We start from the raw sequence: 14,736 nt of genomic DNA on the forward strand, positions 1-14,736 counted from the left end.
CGTGGCGATTCGCTGTAGGAGCGCCCCATGGGTGCGATCGCGGGCATGGCCCGCTCCTACAGGTTCATTCAGGCTTTGATCCGCGACCTGAACAGTTCCTGATGCTCGCGGCACTGCTTTGCCGAGAGCAGGAACACGCCGTGGCCGCCGTACTCGAAGTCCAGCCAGGTGAAGTCCACTTCCGGATAGAGCGCCGCCACGTGCACCTGGCTGTTGCCCACTTCCACTACCAGCGTGCCGCGTTCGGTCAGGTGGTCCCCGGCCTCGGCCAGCATGCGCCGCACCAGGTCCAGGCCGTCGTTGCCGCAGGCCAGGCCCAGTTCGGGCTCGTGGTGGTACTCCGCCGGCATGTCGGCGAAATCTTCGGCGTCGACATAGGGCGGGTTCGACACGATCAGGTCGAAACGCTGGCCCGGCAGGCCTTCGAAACCATCACCCTGCACGGTGTAGACGCGCTCGCCCAGCTCGTGGCGCTCGATGTTGATGTTGGCTACTTCCAGAGCGTCGAACGACAGGTCGCCCAGTACCACCTCGGAGTCCGGGAAGGCGCTGGCACAGGCGATGCCAATGCAGCCCGAGCCGGTGCACAGGTCAAGGATGCGTGCAGGGTCGGCCGCCAGCCAGGGCTCGAAGCGGCGTTCGATCAGCTCGGCGATGGGCGAGCGCGGCACCAGTACGCGCTCGTCCACCACGAAGGGCATGCCGCAGAACCAGGCTTCGCCCAGCAGGTAGGCAGTCGGCACGCGCTCCTCGATGCGCCGGCGCAGCAGGTGCATCAGGTAGTCGCGCTCCTCGTCCTCGAGGCGGCAGTCCAGGTAGGCATCGGCCATTTCCCAGGGCAGGTGCAGCGCGCCCAGCACCAGCTGGCGGGCTTCGTCCCAGGCGTTGTCGGTACCGTGGCCAAAGAACAGTTCCTCGGCGTGGAAGCGGCTGACGGCCCAGCGGATGTGGTCACGCAGGGTCAGCAAACGGGATTCGGTCACGGCAGCAGTCCTCGCAGCTCGCAAAAAGGGGCGCATTCTAGCGGAACGCGGGGGCTCTGGGGCGCCTCCGGGCGGTTCCTGAGAAGAATGCCAATACCACTTTGGCGCGAGTTCGCAAAGATTCACAGCGGACGCGTTACGGCCCACAATGAGTGAACATGCATTTACAGGAGTCCAGACATGTCCCATCCGCTCAGCATGCTGCAGATCAGTGGGCGCGGATATCCGCCGGCCACTCTGCGCCAGAGCACTCTGTTGATCATCGACGCCCAGGAGGAATACCGCAGCGGTGTGCTCGCCCTGCCTGACCTGGACGCCGCGGTGGCGCAGATTCGCCTGCTGCTGGAGACGGCCCGGAACATGGGCACTCCCGTCGTCCACGTACACCACCTGGGCGTGGTCGGTGGCCTGCTCGACCCGCAGGGCCCGCGCGGCCGCTTCCTGCCGGAACTGGCTCCGCTGCCGGGCGAGGTGGTGGTGGACAAACGCCTGCCCAACGCCTTCGCCGGCACCGACCTGCATGACCGCCTGCAGGCCAGCGGCCGCCTGGACCTGATCGTCTGCGGGTTCATGACCCACTCCAGCATCAGCACCACCGTCCGCGCCGCCAAGGACTATGGCTACCGCTGCACCCTGGTGGACGCGGCCTGCGCCACCCGCGACATCCCTACCCCCGAAGGTGGCGTGCTCGCGGCCCGTGACCTGCACCGCGCGGAAATCGCCGCGCTGGGCGACAACTTCGCCGCCGTTGTCGCGCAGGCCCAGGCGCTGGTCTGAAGCCACTCGTCCCGACGGGCGGCAACGACAAGCGCCCGGGGTTAGGCTCAGCTTAGGCGCGAAAGCCCGCGAACCCGCTCACCCAGCGGGTTCGCCGCGCTTCCCGACCCTGGGGTTGGAACCCCACCCCTCCCCACCGGTCATAGCCTCGTTCAACAGATGAGGAAGTCGGGATGAAGATGACCGAGAAGTTCGATCCACCCAGCCTGCGCCCGAAGCGTCCGGGGCGCTGGCGCTGGCGCTTCGCCGCCGCGATTGCCGCGGTGATCGCCACCTTCGGCATCCTGTCCAGCATGGCCGGCGTCGCCGCCCTGCTCCGCCGCCAGCCCGCGGTGGGCGTGCTGCACATCGAGCCGGGCGCCGGAGCCGTGCTGCTGGTCATCGGCCTGGTGTGCCTCTGGCTGGGCATCACCTTCTGGCGCGCCGCGCGCCGCCGTGCCCGTGGCCGCGACGGCCTGAGCCTGTCGCCGCGACTGATGAAGCGCCGCAACTGATTTCCTGGGCGAATTTCCGTAGGACCGGCACGATCCGTTAGACTGCGCGGCTCTTCGAGGAGGTGCGCATGCAAGACGACGATTTTTCCCAGTTCGCCCGCGAGATGCGCGGCGTCAAGCGCATCACCGTGGACCAGGCCGACACCGGCAAGCCCAAGGCCGACCGCAAGCAGCTCAAGGAGCTGCGGCAGAATGCGAGCGTGCGCACCGAGAACATCCGGGTGGACGGTCTGTCCGACCAGTTCGTCATCGACGTCGGCCCCGAAGACGAGCTCTACTGGGCCCGCGACGGCGTCCAGGAAGGCCAGATCCGCAAACTCAAGGCCGGCCAGATCGCCTTCGAGGGCAGCCTCGACCTGCACGGCATGAAGATCGAGACCGCCCGCGAAACCCTCTGGGACTTCATCGCCGAAGCCACCCGTTTCGAGATCCGCTGCGTCCGCGTCACCCACGGCAAGGCCGCACGCGTCGATGGCCGCAGCCCGATGGTGAAGAGCCACGTGAACACCTGGCTGCGCCAGCACCCGCAGGTGCTCGGCTTCGCCTCCTGCCTGCCACGCCACGGCGGCACCGGGGCGATCTACGTGATGCTGCGGCGCACCATGCTGGAAGGCCGCGACGAGTAATCAAGCCGGGAAACGCGCGCCGTAGCTTTCCCGCTCCACCTTCAGGCCGTTCACCACGAACGACACCGAATGGTAGAACCCCACCACCATCAGGCACTCGATCAACTGATCAGCGCTGAAGTGCTCGCTCAGCCACGCCCACAGCTCGTCGTTCACCGTCGCGCTGTCGTGCAGGCTGTCCGCCAGCGCCAGCAGAGCCCGCTGCGCGGGGCTCCACAACGCAGCGTCCGATGTTGCGCGGCAGGTGTCGGCCAGTTGCTCCTCGCTGAAGCCGGTCTTGCCGGTATAGAACGCCACGTGCACGCCCCACTCGTATTCCGCGCCGCAGCGCGCGGTGGTGCGCAGGAGCAGCAACTCACGGTCCTCCAGGGCGATGCTGCCGCGGTCCAGCAAGCCGCCAGCGAAGAAGCGCTGCAGCACCCGCGGGTTATGCGCCATGGTACGGAACAGCTTCAGCGGCTCCACGCCGGGCGGCATGATCCGGGTGAACGCGGCTTGCTGGTCTTCGGCGAACGGCGGTTGCAACGGCTCGATACGCGGTTGTGTCATGATGCGCCTCCGGCTGCTATCAATTAAGTAGCACTCAAGCTAGACCGCTACTGAAAAAGTAGCAAGGAGAGTCGATGACACTTCCCCTCCCCGGCAACCCCGTACGCGGCTCCGACAGCGGCCGGCCGATCATGGCGCTGCTCGACCTGCTCGGCCGCCGCTGGAGCCTGCGCGTGCTCTGGGAACTGCACCAGGGGCCGGCGAGTTTCCGCGAGCTGCAGGCGCGCTGCGAAGGCCTCTCGCCCTCGGTGCTCAATACCCGTCTGGGCGAACTGCGCGAGGCGCAGCTGGTGGAAAACGGCGCGGACGGCTACCAGCTTTCCGAGCAGGGCCAGGAGCTGGCGCTGCACTGCCTGCCGCTGGCGCAATGGGCCGAGGGCTGGGCGCAGCGCCTGGCGCCAAACCGGCAGCCATAACGCGCCAACCGGCGCGCGGGCCTTGCCAGAGGGGGCTGAGCGCCCTACCCTGCGCCACGGTTTTTATTTTTGTCATTGCCACAGGTAGATCATGTCCCTGGAACAAAACTACTCCGCGATCCTCAGCCAGCTTGGTGAGGACGTCACCCGCGAAGGTCTGGTCGACACGCCCAAGCGTGCCGCCAAGGCCATGCAGTACCTTTGCCGCGGCTACCAGCAGACGCTGGAGGAGATCGTCAACGGCGCCCTGTTCAGCTCCGACAACAGCGAAATGGTGCTGGTCAAGGACATCGAGCTCTACTCGCTGTGCGAGCACCACCTGCTGCCCTTCATCGGCAAGGCCCACGTCGCCTACATCCCCAACGGCAAGGTGCTGGGCCTGTCCAAGGTCGCGCGCATCGTCGACATGTACGCTCGCCGCCTGCAGATCCAGGAAAACATGTCGCGGCAGATCGCCGAGGCCGTGCAGCAGGTCACCGGCGCGCTGGGCGTGGCCGTGGTGATCGAGGCCAAGCACATGTGCATGATGATGCGCGGTGTGGAGAAGCAGAATTCCTCCATGGTCACCTCGGTGATGCTCGGCGAGTTCCGCGAGAACGCCGCCACCCGCAGCGAGTTCCTCAGCCTGATCCGCTGATCGCGAGCCGCCGCCATGAAAAAACCGGCCCTCGGCCGGTTTTTTTGTCCCTGCAAGAAGGCATCAGCGGGTGTAGTAACCCACCGCCACCAGGTAGTGACCGGCCTTGCGCAGGAAGGCGTGCTTGTTTTCCACCTTGCTGGTCACCGGGTTGCGCCACTGGTATTCGAACTCCGCCTCGCCCTTGGCCTTGACCAGCTCCAGCATGGCGTGGCCGATGGGGTTGCCGCCCGGGTCCTTCAACGAGTCGAAGTCGGTGCCGACCATGCGGGTATTGAAGCCGTGGGCGACGAACTTCGAGGACTCCAGGTCGACCACGAAGACGTAGAGGTCATCCTCGATGAAAGCCTTGTCCCGTGCGGTGATCTGCTTGAAGGTCCCTTGCGGGTCGGCCTCGACGGCCTTCACCGCCTTGTCGAGCATGGCCACCGCCTGCTGCGCCGAAGCACGCGGGATGTAGTAGCCCACCGCGAGGAAGCGCTCGCCAACGCGCTGGTAATAGACGTGCTTGCGTTCCACCTTGCCGTCCGCCCAGTTCTTCCAGCGGTAATCGGCCTGCTGCACCTTGCCGGTTTCCGGCGACTTCAAGGCCTTGGCAAACTGCTCCTGCAACGAAGGATCGAGCGTCGAGGAAACGTCGCGGTCGATCAGCACCACCGACGGCCCGCCGCTGGCGAGCATGGTGCCCTTGCTGTCCACCACGAACACATAGAGGTCGCCATCGACGAATTCGCCCTGGCGGCTGAATGCGGCGAAGGCCTTGTCGCCGTCCTGCTTGTAGGCAGCCACCGCCTTGGACAGCAGCGCCTTGGCGCGCTGGTCGTCAGAGCCTGAAGTGGCGCTCGACTGAGCGGCGAACAATGGGAAGGACGACAGGAAGGAAAGCAGCAACAGTGACTTCAACAGCGTCTTCATATGCGAATACCCCCGTGGCATAGCTTGTAGTTGTGCACAGAGCATAGCCAGCCAGGGGCGATTCGCGTCGGCATTCACTGCCGAAACAGCGGGCGATTCAGCCGAAGAATCGCTTCATCGAGCGAGAAAGCCAGCCGCCGTGGCCCTGGTCGCGGGTCAGCTCGTGCATGGTCGCCTTCACCGCCTCCACATAGTTGGCGTCGTCGTTGCGGATATGGTTGAACAGCCAGCGGCCGAGCAGCCCTTTGAGCTCCTCGGCGACGTCCTCGCCGGCCTCGAAGCGCGTGCGGTAATCGGAAACGCGCTTGATGAAGAGTTCATGGACCTTCTTGTGCGCGCGGGTGAACTGGTAGCCGGAGTCCTCCAGCAGGGTCTCCTCGAAGGCGAAGTGCGAGATGGTGTAGTCGACCAGCTCCTCCATCACGCCGCCGAGCAGGGCCCGGTCGTGATGGGCCTGGGCCTCGTGCAGCTGGTTGATCATTTCGACGATGCGCTTGTGCTGTGCGTCGATCACTCCGATCCCGGTGTCGAGATCCGCCTGCCAGACCAGATAGGCCATCTTTTCCCTCCCCATGCCAGGCGACGACACTGCCTGCCGCTCGCGCCCGGCCACATCGGTACATCCCGCATGGCAGCGCGTCCAGATTAGGGAGGGCGACAAAACGCCGCCATGATGCCGGTCAACCCCAAAGCGCCGGAATCCGCGGTTTAGAGCGGTTCTTTCGGATTCGTCTGATAGCATTTTGCCGGTTTTCTTCACCGACGCCCGGATCAGCCTGTAGGACGCACAACGAAAAACGCCGCTTCCAGGGAAGCGGCGTTTTCAAAAAGCAAGGCGCAGATCAGTCCTGCATGCCCACATGCCGCGGGTGATCCGCCACCCTCGCCAGCCAGGCGTTGATCGCCGGGAAGTTCGACAGGTCGAAGCCGCCCTGGTGAGCCACATGGGTGTAGGCGTACAGAGTGATATCGGCGATGGAGTACGTGTCGCCCACCAGATAAGGCGTCTGCTCCAGCTGCTTCTCCATCACCTTCAGCGCCTTGTAGCCGCCCTTGTGACAGCGCGCGTATTCCTCGCGGCGCTCCTCGGGCAGACCGAGGTAGAACTCGATGAAGCGCGCCACCGCCACGTAGGGCTCATGGCTGTACTGCTCGAAGAACTGCCACTGCAGCACCTGGGTGCGCAGGCGCGGTTCGCTGGGCAGCAGCTCGCTGCCATCGGCGAGGAAATTGAGGATGGCGTTGGATTCCCACAGGCAGGTGCCGTCCTCGAGCTTGAGCACCGGCACCTTGCCGTTGGGGTTCATCGCCAGGAACTCGGCGGTCTGCGTCTCGCCCTTGAGGATGTTGATCTCGCGCCACTGGTAAGGCAGGCCGAGCAGGTGCAGGGCCAGCTTGACCTTGTAGCAGTTGCCGGACAGTTGATCGCCGTAAACGGTGTACATGCTCATCTCCTCACTGGGCCTGGGCGTCACGGATCACCGTCGCCAGTCGACGGAGCCCTTCACCGGCGCGTTCGGGCGCCACGTGGCTGAAGTTAAGCCGCAAATAGCCGGGATTGGCATCCGGTTCGGTGAAGAAAGGCTCACCCGGCATGAAGGCCACGTTCTGCGCCAGCGCCGCGTCGAGCAGCGTGCGGGTGTCCAGCGGCTGCTTGAGCCTGAGCCAGAAGAACAGCCCGCCCTGGGGCACGTTCCACTCGGCCAGCTCACCGAAGTGCTCCTCCAGCTGCGCCTGCATGGCATCGCGGCGGATGCGGTAGAAATCGCGCAGCTCAGCCAGATGGCCACGGTACGCTTCGGTGCCGAACCACTGCAACGCCTGCCACTGGCCGACGCGGTTGGTATGCAGGTCGGCGGACTGCTTCAGCCGCAGCAAATGCGGGAACAGGTCCGGCGTGGCGATCAGGAAGCCCACGCGCAGGCCCGGCAGCAGCGTCTTCGACACGGTGCCGGTGTAGATCCAGCTGGACTTCTTCAGGCGGCTGACCAGCGGGGTCGCGGCGCCCTCATCGAACACCAGCTCGCGGTAGGGTTCGTCCTCGATCAGGGTCACGCCGAATTCGTCGAGCACGGCGGCCACCTCATCGCGGCGCTGTTCGCTGTAACGCACGCCGGACGGGTTCTGGAAAGTCGGGATCAGGTAAGCGAAGGCCGGCTTGCTGGTCTCCAGGCGCTGGCGCAGCGCGGCGACGTCCGGGCCTTCGGCGCCCAGCGGCACGGTCAGGCAGTTCGCGCCGAACAGTTGGAAGGCCTGCAGCGCAGCGAGGTAGGTCGGCGCCTCGAGCAGCACTTCGGTACCCGGATCGATGAACAGCTTGCTGGCCAGGTCGAGCGTCTGCTGCGAGCCGCTGACGATCAGCACCTGGCTTGCCTCGCAGGGCACGCCCAGTGCGCGCGCCTCGACGGCAATCGCTTCGCGCAGCGCCGGCTCCCCCTCGCTCATGCCGTACTGGCCCATGCTTGCGGGCATGGCGTCCCAGTTCACCTTCGGCAGCATCGGCTCGGCGGGCAGGCCGCCAGCGAAGGACATCACCTCCGGGCGCTGCGCCGCGGCGAGGATTTCACGGATCAGAGAGCTTTTCAGTCGGGCGATGCGTTCGGAGAAGGCCATGGGAGTCACCGGTAGCGGGAGCACGGAAGAATGAGTCAAACTGCTTGACCGAAGCTACGACGCCGGAGACGGATACGTCAATATGCCTGACCTAATAAAAAATGCCCTGCAACTCCAGGCCATGGAAGCCTTCTTCTTCAGCTACCGGGCCTTCACCGCGAAACCCGACGAGATGCTGGAGCGCCGCGGCCTGAGCCGTGTGCACCATCGCATCCTGTTCTTCATCGCGCGCAATCCGGGGCTGAGTGTCAGCGAGTTACTGTCCGCCCTGGGCGTGACCAAGCAGGCGCTGAACGTGCCGCTGCGCCAGTTGCTGGAACGCGACCTGATCCGCAGCGAAGCCTGCGACAACGACAAGCGCCGGCGCCTGCTGGAGCTGACGGCCGAAGGCGGCAAGCTGGAAAAGGCCCTGCGCCAGGAACAGGGACGCCTGCTACAACGCGCCTTCGACGAGGCCGGAGAAGACGCCGTGCGCGGCTGGCTGGCGGTCAACCAGGCCATCGCCTGGTCGCAGGACGAAGACTAGCGGGCGGCGGCTTCCAGCTCGCGGGCGGCGCGCAGGAACATCAGCGCCAGCGGCAGCAGGCTGGCCATCGCCAGCGCAGTGCCGGGCAGGAACAGCAGGACGCTGAGCAGGCACACCCCGGAGCTGACCTCCAGCCAGCCCATGACCTTCACCGACGGGTACGGCAACTCGATCTTCAGCAGGCGGATGCCGTACCACAGCGTGACGATACCGGTGGGCACGAACAGCCCCATGAAGCCCATCAGCGCGCCGTTGAATTCGCCGCTGAGCTGCTCGTCGAAGATCAGGCTGTAGACCTGCATCACCAGCGCGATGGCGATCGACAGCCCGACCGGCCAGGCCAGTCCACGGGCATTGAAGCGATCCTCGAGAAAGCTGCGGGTACGCCACAGCAGGAAGCAGCCGAGCACCGTGCTGAGCACGCCGACCCAGAGTTCGTAGCGCTGCCACGTACTCGACTCATGCAGCGCTGCCGCGAAGGACAAGGCGAACAACACCACATTGCACAGCAGCAGCGCGAGACTCAGGAAACCGAGCAGACGCAGGTGGCCGGGGTTCCAGCGCCCGGCGAGGAAGGCCCCCGGAGCGCTCTGATCCACCAGCTCGACCTTGGGCGCGGCGTAGGGATTCTGTTCCATGGTGGCGATCTTCCATCAGTCGTACGGCTTTCCCGCACCATACCGGCGCACTCCCGCGCACGCCACTGCCGCTCGCACTGTACGGGCCACTCGGCCGCTGGCTGTTATGGGACAGCCTGGAGCCCGCGGGATTAGGCTGGTCCTACAACTAGACCGGTATACCGCCATGCCCCTCGAACTCCTCGGCGCCTTCGTGCTCTTCGCCTTCGTCACCTCCATCACCCCCGGCCCCAACAACATGATGCTGCTGGCCTCGGGCGTGAACTTCGGCGTACGCCGGACCATCCCGCACATGCTCGGCATCAGCATCGGCTTCCTGCTGCTGGTGGTCGCCGTGGGCCTGGGCCTGCACCAGCTGTTCGAGCGCTTCCCGGCCACCTATACCGCGCTGCGCTACGCTGGCGGCGCCTATCTCCTGTACCTGGCGTGGAAGATCGCCCGTTCCGGCGCTCCCGAAGCCAATGGCGAGCACAGCGCCAAGCCGATGACCTTCCTTCAGGCTGCCGCCTTCCAGTGGGTCAACCCCAAGGCCTGGGTGATGGCCGTTGGCGCTATCGCCACCTACCTGCCAGCCAACAGCTGGATCGGCAACGTGGTGCTGATCGCCACCCTGTTCGCCGTGGTCAACCTGCCCAGCGTGGGCGTCTGGACGGTGCTCGGCAGCCTGCTGCGGCGCTGGCTGGAAGACCCGCTGCGACTTCGCCTGTTCAATGTCGGCATGGCGGCGCTGCTGGTCGCCTCGCTCTACCCTCTGTTCACCCGCACCTGATGGAAGTTCGTGCATGACTGACACCACTCCCGCCTCCGCGCCCATGCGCCCGCTGGCAGACTCCTCCCCCGCCGCCATCGTCGCCGGGTTCGTCGCCATGCTCACCGGCTACACCAGCTCGCTGGTGCTGATGTTCCAGGCCGGCCAGGCAGCAGGGCTGACCACCGCGCAGATTTCCTCGTGGATCTGGGCGCTATCCATCGGCATGGCCCTGACCACCATCGGCCTGACCCTGCGCTACCGCACGCCCATCGTCATCGCCTGGTCCACCCCCGGCGCCGCACTGCTGATCAGCAGCCTGCCCGGCGTGCCTTACGGCGAGGCCATCGGTGCGTTCATCGTGTGCGCCGCGCTGATCACCCTCTGCGGCGTCACCGGCAGCTTCGAGCGCCTGATGCGCCAGGTACCCGGTTCGCTGGCCTCGGCGCTGCTGGCCGGCGTGCTGTTCCGCATCTGCATCGAAATCTGCAACGCCGCGCAGCAGCAGACGGCGCTGGTGGTGGCGATGTTCGTCAGCTATTTGATCGCCAAGCGCCTGTCGCCGCGCTACGCGGTGTTCGCCGCGCTGCTGGTGGGCGTTGCCCTGGCCGGCTTCCTCGGCCTGCTCAACTTCAGCCACTTCCAGCTGGAAATCGCCCGCCCGGTGTGGACCACGCCGAGCTTCTCGCTCGCCGCCACCATCAGCATCGCCATCCCGCTGTTCATCGTGGCGATGGCCTCGCAGAACATGCCCGGCCTCGCCGTGCTGCGCGCCGACGGCTACCAGGTGCCCGCCTCGCCGCTGATCTCCACCACCGGTATCGCCTCGCTGCTGCTGGCACCGTTCGGCTCCCACGGCATCAACCTGGCGGCCATCAGCGCGGCCATCTGCACCGGCCCAGAGGCCCACGAAAACCCGCACAAGCGCTACACCGCCGCGCTCTGGTGCGGGCTGTTCTACGGCATCGCCGGCATCTTCGGCGCCACCCTGGCGGCGCTGTTCGCTGCATTGCCCAAGGCGCTGGTGCTGTCCATCGCCGCGCTGGCCCTGCTCGGTTCGATCACCAACGGCCTGACCAACGCCATGGCTGACGCGCGCCAGCGCGAAGCGGCGATGGTCACCTTCCTGGTCACCGCCTCGGGCTTCACCCTGTTCTCCGTCGGTTCGGCCTTCTGGGGACTGGTGGCCGGCCTGCTGACCCAGCTGGTGCTGAACTGGCGCCGCGCGCCGTAAAGGCGCAACCCTTCTGCTAGCATGCGGGCGATTGCCCGAACCGGATCGCCCCGCATGCTGCACACCCTGGCCGTCGCCAACTACCGCTCGATCAACTCGCTGGTGCTGCCGCTGGGCCGGCTGAACCTGATCACCGGCGCCAACGGCAGCGGCAAGTCCAACCTCTACCGCGCCTTGCGCCTGCTTGCGGAGACCGCCCAGGGCGGCGTGGTGAATGCACTGGCGCGCGAGGGCGGGCTGGAATCCACCTTCTGGGCCGGGCCGGAAACCCATTCCCGGCGCATGCGCACGGGCGAAGTGGAAGTCCAGGGCGGCCCGCGCAACGAAGTGAAGCGCCTGCGCCTGGGCTTTGCCGGCGAGGACTTCGGCTACGCCATCGCCCTCGGCCTGCCGCCACCGCCGGTGGTCAGCGCCTTCGGCCTCGACCCGGAGATCAAGCACGAAAGCATCTGGGCCGGCCCCTGGTACCGCCCCGCCTCGCAACTGGTGGAGCGCAACGGCCCGATGCTGCGCGCCCGCGAAGGCCGCAGCTGGCAGGTCATGGAACAGCACATTCCGACTTTCGACAGCCTGTTCACCCAGATCGGCAGCGGCTCGGACTGCCCCGAAGCCCTGCTGCTGCGCGAGCAGATTCGCGGCTGGCGTTTCTACGACCACTTCCGCACCGACGCCGACGCCCCCGCGCGCCAGCCGCAGCTCGGCACCCGCACCCCGGTGCTGCACCACGACGGCCGCGACCTCGCCGCCGCGCTGCAGACCATCCGTGAAATCGGCGACGCGACTGCGCTGGAAGCGGCCATCAGCGACGCCTTCCCCGGCGCCGAACTGCAGATCGACTGCCAGCCCGGCGGACGCTTCGCCGTGGCGCTGAAGCAATACGGCCTGCTGCGCCCGCTGAGCGCGGCGGAGCTCTCCGACGGCACCTTGCGCTACCTGCTGCTGGTCGCCGCCCTGCTCACCCCGCGCCCGCCGTCACTGATGGTGCTCAACGAACCGGAAACCAGCCTGCACCCGGACCTGCTGCCCGCGCTGGGGCGGTTGATCATCGAGGCCTCGAAGCACACCCAGGTCTGGGTCGTGTCCCACGCCAGCCGGCTGATCGCCACGCTGGAGGAGCACCCCGAGTGCAACTGCCTGCACCTGGACAAGGAACTGGGCCAGACACGCATCCGCGACCAGGGCATGTTCGATGCCCCGGCATGGCATTGGCCGGATTGAGACTGCGCCTTCAGGTCGACGCCGCAGTTGAAAGGGTCGTAGGAGCGGACTTCGTCCGCGAAGCCCTTCTGCCAGGAACGTGAGAACCCAACCGGCAAGGCACGGCGCCAACCTGTAGGAGCGCGCCATGCGCGCGATCGCGGGCATGGCCCGCTCCTACAGGGAAAATCCGGGCGTCAGGCGGGCGCCTGCTCCGGTGCGGTCTTGGCCACGCCACGGCTGACCCACCAGCCGAAGAGGCCGGCGGTGAAGAACATCAGCACGCCGTAGATGGCCGCCGGGATCGCCATGGTCTTGTTGTTCAGCAGCATCGGGCTGAGCGCCAGGGCGATGGCGAGGGTGCCGTTGTGGATGCCGATTTCCATGCCGATGGCGATGGATTGCGGCTTGGACAGCTTGAGCAGGCGCGGAATCCAGTAGCCCACGGCCAGGCTCAGCAGGTTGAAGCACAGTGCCGCCGCGCCGACGATGGGCGCATAAGTGAGGAACGTCTGCCAGTCCTTGGTCACGGCCACACCGATGATCACCGCCAGCAGCAGCGCGGAGAGGATCTTCACCGGCTTCTGCAGTGCCGCCGCCACGCCCGGCAGCAGGCGCCGCACGATCATACCGATGGCCACGGGGCCGAGGACAATGATGAACACCTGCACCACCTTGGCGAACTGCAGCGGGATGGTCTGGCCGTCGTTCATGAAGTACAGCAGCGACATGTTCACGATCAGCGGCATGGTGAGGATGGCGATCACCGAGTTCACCGCGGTCAGCGTGATGTTCAGCGCGACGTCGCCGTGGGCCAGGTGGCTGTAGAGGTTGGCGGTGGTGCCGCCGGGCGATGCGGCGAGCAGCATCATGCCCACGGCCAGCGCCGCTTCGAGGGCGAAGCCCAGGGTAATGAGGAAGCATGCCAGGGGCAGCAGGATGATCTGGCACACCAGGCCGATCAGCACGGGCTTGGGATAGCGCACCACGCGGGCGAAGTCGGCGATGGTCAGGGACAGGCCGAGGCCCAGCATGATGATGCCCAGGGCGATGGGCATGAACAGCGTCAGCAAGGGATCGTTGGTCATTGTCATTATTCTCCAACTGGAATGGGCCGATTGTTTCGGCCTCTTGGGCGCTTGTAACTGGCCTTGCAGGCCAATACCACTTCTTCCTGTAACAGAATGCGAAAGTTTGTAGCGAACGAGCGGGAACGTGAAGCGAGAGGGCCTTTCGTAGGACCGAGCGTGTAGGGCGCATAACCTGGAACAGGTTATCCGCCGCATGGTACGTGGCGGATAACGCTGGCGCGTTAAGCGCCCTACGGGGCTGCAGGTGCCTCACGGAAAAATGGTGAGGGCAGCCCGAACACCGGGCTGCCCCGAGACGATCAGATCGCTGTCGCCCCGCCATCCACCGGCAGCGCGATACCGGTGGTGAAGCCGGCGTGGTCACTGCACAGGTAGAGCACGGCGGAGGCGATTTCCTCGACGCGGCCGACGCGACCCACCGGGTGCATGGCGGCGGCGAACTCGGCCTTCTTCGGGTCGGCCTCGTAGGCGCGGCGGAACATGTCGGTGTCGATCACCGCCGGGCACACCGCGTTGACGCGGATTTTCTTCTTCGCGTACTCGATGGCGGCGGACTTGGTCAGGCCGATCACCGCGTGCTTGGAGGCGGCATAGATGCTCATCTTCGGCGCGGCGCCCAGGCCGGCAACCGAGGCGGTGTTGACGATGGCGCCGCCGCCCTGCTCCAGCATCACCGGAATCTGGTGCTTCATGCACAGCCAGACACCCTTGACGTTGACGCCCATGATGGCGTCGAACTCGCTCTCCTCGCCGTCGGCCAGCTTGCCCTTCTCGATCTCGATGCCGGCGTTGTTGAAGGCGTAGTCAAGGCGGCCGTAGCCAGCCACGGTGCCTTCCACCAGCGCCTTGACCTCGGCGTCGCGGGTCACGTCGCAACGGATGAAGGTCGCCTCGCCACCCGCCGCGCGGATCAGCTCGACGGTGCCTTCTCCGCCCTTGGCGTCGACGTCGGAAACCACGACCTTCACACCCTGCTGGGCGAAGGCCTGGGCGGTGGCGCGGCCGATGCCGTTGGCGGCGCCGGTGACCAGGGCGACCTGGCCGGAAAGCAGCTGACTCATGAGCGTTCCTCGAAAGCGTTGCGAAGCGAATGGGGATAACCGTCGCAGTCTAGCCAGCGCGTTACGGGCGCGAAGCACTATCAGGCGGGGCGACGTCGCTGCATCCATGCCGATGATGATTCGGCCAAATCCGGATCACTGGCACCAATGGGCGGACATTCCCCCGGCGGACGGAACTTGCCCCAACGCCGCGCGCGGACTATCACCTAGGCTTTCCCCCTGACTGAGTCC

General features: G+C 66.1%; 18 protein-coding genes. 9 read left to right on the forward strand and 9 right to left on the reverse strand.

The window, feature by feature from the left end; genetic code table 11:
• Positions 1-68: 68 nt before the first annotated feature.
• Entirely contained in the window at positions 69-983 is a 915-nt protein-coding gene (prmB, locus tag IB256_RS24865) for a 50S ribosomal protein L3 N(5)-glutamine methyltransferase (RefSeq protein WP_192295368.1), read from the reverse strand.
• Positions 984-1,163: 180 nt separating this feature from the next.
• Between prmB and IB256_RS24870 the strand changes: the two genes are divergently transcribed.
• The 3 genes from IB256_RS24870 to IB256_RS24880 all read left to right on the forward strand — a co-directional run bounded on the left by IB256_RS24870 (position 1,164) and on the right by IB256_RS24880 (position 2,880).
• A complete protein-coding gene (locus tag IB256_RS24870; protein ID WP_045208668.1) occupies positions 1,164-1,760 on the forward strand; it encodes a cysteine hydrolase family protein in 597 nt (198 codons plus the stop codon).
• A gap of 173 nt (positions 1,761-1,933) precedes the next feature.
• Positions 1,934-2,254 (forward strand): hypothetical protein, encoded by a 321-nt coding sequence (locus IB256_RS24875; RefSeq protein WP_192295367.1) that lies wholly within the window; start codon positions 1,934-1,936, stop codon positions 2,252-2,254.
• 68 nt (positions 2,255-2,322) lie between these two features.
• On the forward strand, positions 2,323-2,880 hold the full coding sequence (locus tag IB256_RS24880) for a Smr/MutS family protein (RefSeq protein WP_192295366.1): 558 nt from the start codon (positions 2,323-2,325) through the stop codon (positions 2,878-2,880).
• On the opposite strand, the gene IB256_RS24885 is transcribed toward IB256_RS24880, so the two are convergent.
• Positions 2,881-3,429 (reverse strand): carboxymuconolactone decarboxylase family protein, encoded by a 549-nt coding sequence (locus IB256_RS24885; RefSeq protein WP_192404477.1) that lies wholly within the window; start codon positions 3,427-3,429, stop codon positions 2,881-2,883.
• Positions 3,430-3,503: 74 nt separating this feature from the next.
• On the opposite strand from IB256_RS24885, the gene IB256_RS24890 reads away from it, so the two are divergent.
• Together IB256_RS24890 and folE are read left to right on the forward strand one after the other, a co-directional pair.
• Positions 3,504-3,845 carry a winged helix-turn-helix transcriptional regulator gene (locus tag IB256_RS24890; RefSeq protein WP_081520637.1) on the forward strand — a complete coding sequence of 114 codons (342 nt, stop codon included), beginning with the start codon at positions 3,504-3,506 and terminating at the stop codon, positions 3,843-3,845.
• A gap of 91 nt (positions 3,846-3,936) precedes the next feature.
• The gene (gene folE / locus IB256_RS24895; RefSeq protein ID WP_024765420.1) at positions 3,937-4,482 is read left to right on the forward strand and encodes a GTP cyclohydrolase I FolE; all 546 of its coding nucleotides are present in this window, start codon (positions 3,937-3,939) and stop codon (positions 4,480-4,482) included.
• 63 nt (positions 4,483-4,545) lie between these two features.
• Here folE and IB256_RS24900 read toward each other — a convergent pair whose 3' ends face one another.
• The 4 genes from IB256_RS24900 to IB256_RS24915 form a co-directional block, all read right to left on the reverse strand.
• Complete coding sequence (locus IB256_RS24900) at positions 4,546-5,397, reverse strand: cache domain-containing protein (protein WP_225601938.1); 852 nt, start codon at positions 5,395-5,397, stop codon at positions 4,546-4,548.
• 97 nt (positions 5,398-5,494) lie between these two features.
• Positions 5,495-5,956, reverse strand: coding sequence for a bacteriohemerythrin (locus IB256_RS24905; RefSeq protein ID WP_151186517.1), 462 nt, complete (start codon positions 5,954-5,956; stop codon positions 5,495-5,497).
• Positions 5,957-6,239: 283 nt separating this feature from the next.
• A complete protein-coding gene (locus IB256_RS24910) occupies positions 6,240-6,842 on the reverse strand; it encodes a glutathione S-transferase family protein (RefSeq protein WP_081520639.1) in 603 nt (200 codons plus the stop codon).
• Between the two features lie 10 nt (positions 6,843-6,852).
• Positions 6,853-8,010 (reverse strand): PLP-dependent aminotransferase family protein, encoded by a 1,158-nt coding sequence (locus IB256_RS24915; RefSeq protein WP_192404479.1) that lies wholly within the window; start codon positions 8,008-8,010, stop codon positions 6,853-6,855.
• Between the two features lie 82 nt (positions 8,011-8,092).
• Between IB256_RS24915 and IB256_RS24920 the strand changes: the two genes are divergently transcribed.
• The gene (locus IB256_RS24920) at positions 8,093-8,536 is read left to right on the forward strand and encodes a MarR family transcriptional regulator (RefSeq protein WP_081520641.1); all 444 of its coding nucleotides are present in this window, start codon (positions 8,093-8,095) and stop codon (positions 8,534-8,536) included.
• Here the strand turns inward: IB256_RS24920 and IB256_RS24925 are convergent.
• Complete coding sequence (locus IB256_RS24925; RefSeq protein WP_192404481.1) at positions 8,533-9,174, reverse strand: hypothetical protein; 642 nt, start codon at positions 9,172-9,174, stop codon at positions 8,533-8,535. The genes IB256_RS24920 and IB256_RS24925 overlap by 4 nt on opposite strands.
• Positions 9,175-9,340: 166 nt before the next feature.
• Between IB256_RS24925 and IB256_RS24930 the strand changes: the two genes are divergently transcribed.
• From IB256_RS24930 to IB256_RS24940, 3 genes are read left to right on the forward strand one after another with little or no spacing between them, the layout of a single operon-like run.
• Positions 9,341-9,943, forward strand: coding sequence for a LysE family translocator (locus IB256_RS24930; RefSeq protein ID WP_192404483.1), 603 nt, complete (start codon positions 9,341-9,343; stop codon positions 9,941-9,943).
• A gap of 13 nt (positions 9,944-9,956) precedes the next feature.
• Entirely contained in the window at positions 9,957-11,156 is a 1,200-nt protein-coding gene (locus IB256_RS24935) for a benzoate/H(+) symporter BenE family transporter (protein WP_138216415.1), read from the forward strand.
• Between the two features lie 54 nt (positions 11,157-11,210).
• Positions 11,211-12,374: an AAA family ATPase gene (locus IB256_RS24940; protein ID WP_192295362.1), complete on the forward strand. Its 1,164-nt coding sequence runs from the start codon at positions 11,211-11,213 to the stop codon at positions 12,372-12,374.
• A gap of 176 nt (positions 12,375-12,550) precedes the next feature.
• Here IB256_RS24940 and IB256_RS24945 read toward each other — a convergent pair whose 3' ends face one another.
• Both IB256_RS24945 and IB256_RS24950 read right to left on the reverse strand, forming a co-directional pair.
• Positions 12,551-13,441, reverse strand: a complete 891-nt coding sequence (locus tag IB256_RS24945) for a bile acid:sodium symporter family protein (protein WP_081520646.1) — start codon at positions 13,439-13,441, stop codon at positions 12,551-12,553.
• A gap of 302 nt (positions 13,442-13,743) precedes the next feature.
• Positions 13,744-14,505: an SDR family oxidoreductase gene (locus IB256_RS24950; RefSeq protein ID WP_192404485.1), complete on the reverse strand. Its 762-nt coding sequence runs from the start codon at positions 14,503-14,505 to the stop codon at positions 13,744-13,746.
• Between the last annotated feature and the right edge of the window lie 231 nt (positions 14,506-14,736).

This window comes from Pseudomonas sp. PDM17 (assembly GCF_014851985.1).
In the GTDB taxonomy this organism is placed as follows: Bacteria; Pseudomonadota; Gammaproteobacteria; order Pseudomonadales; family Pseudomonadaceae; genus Pseudomonas.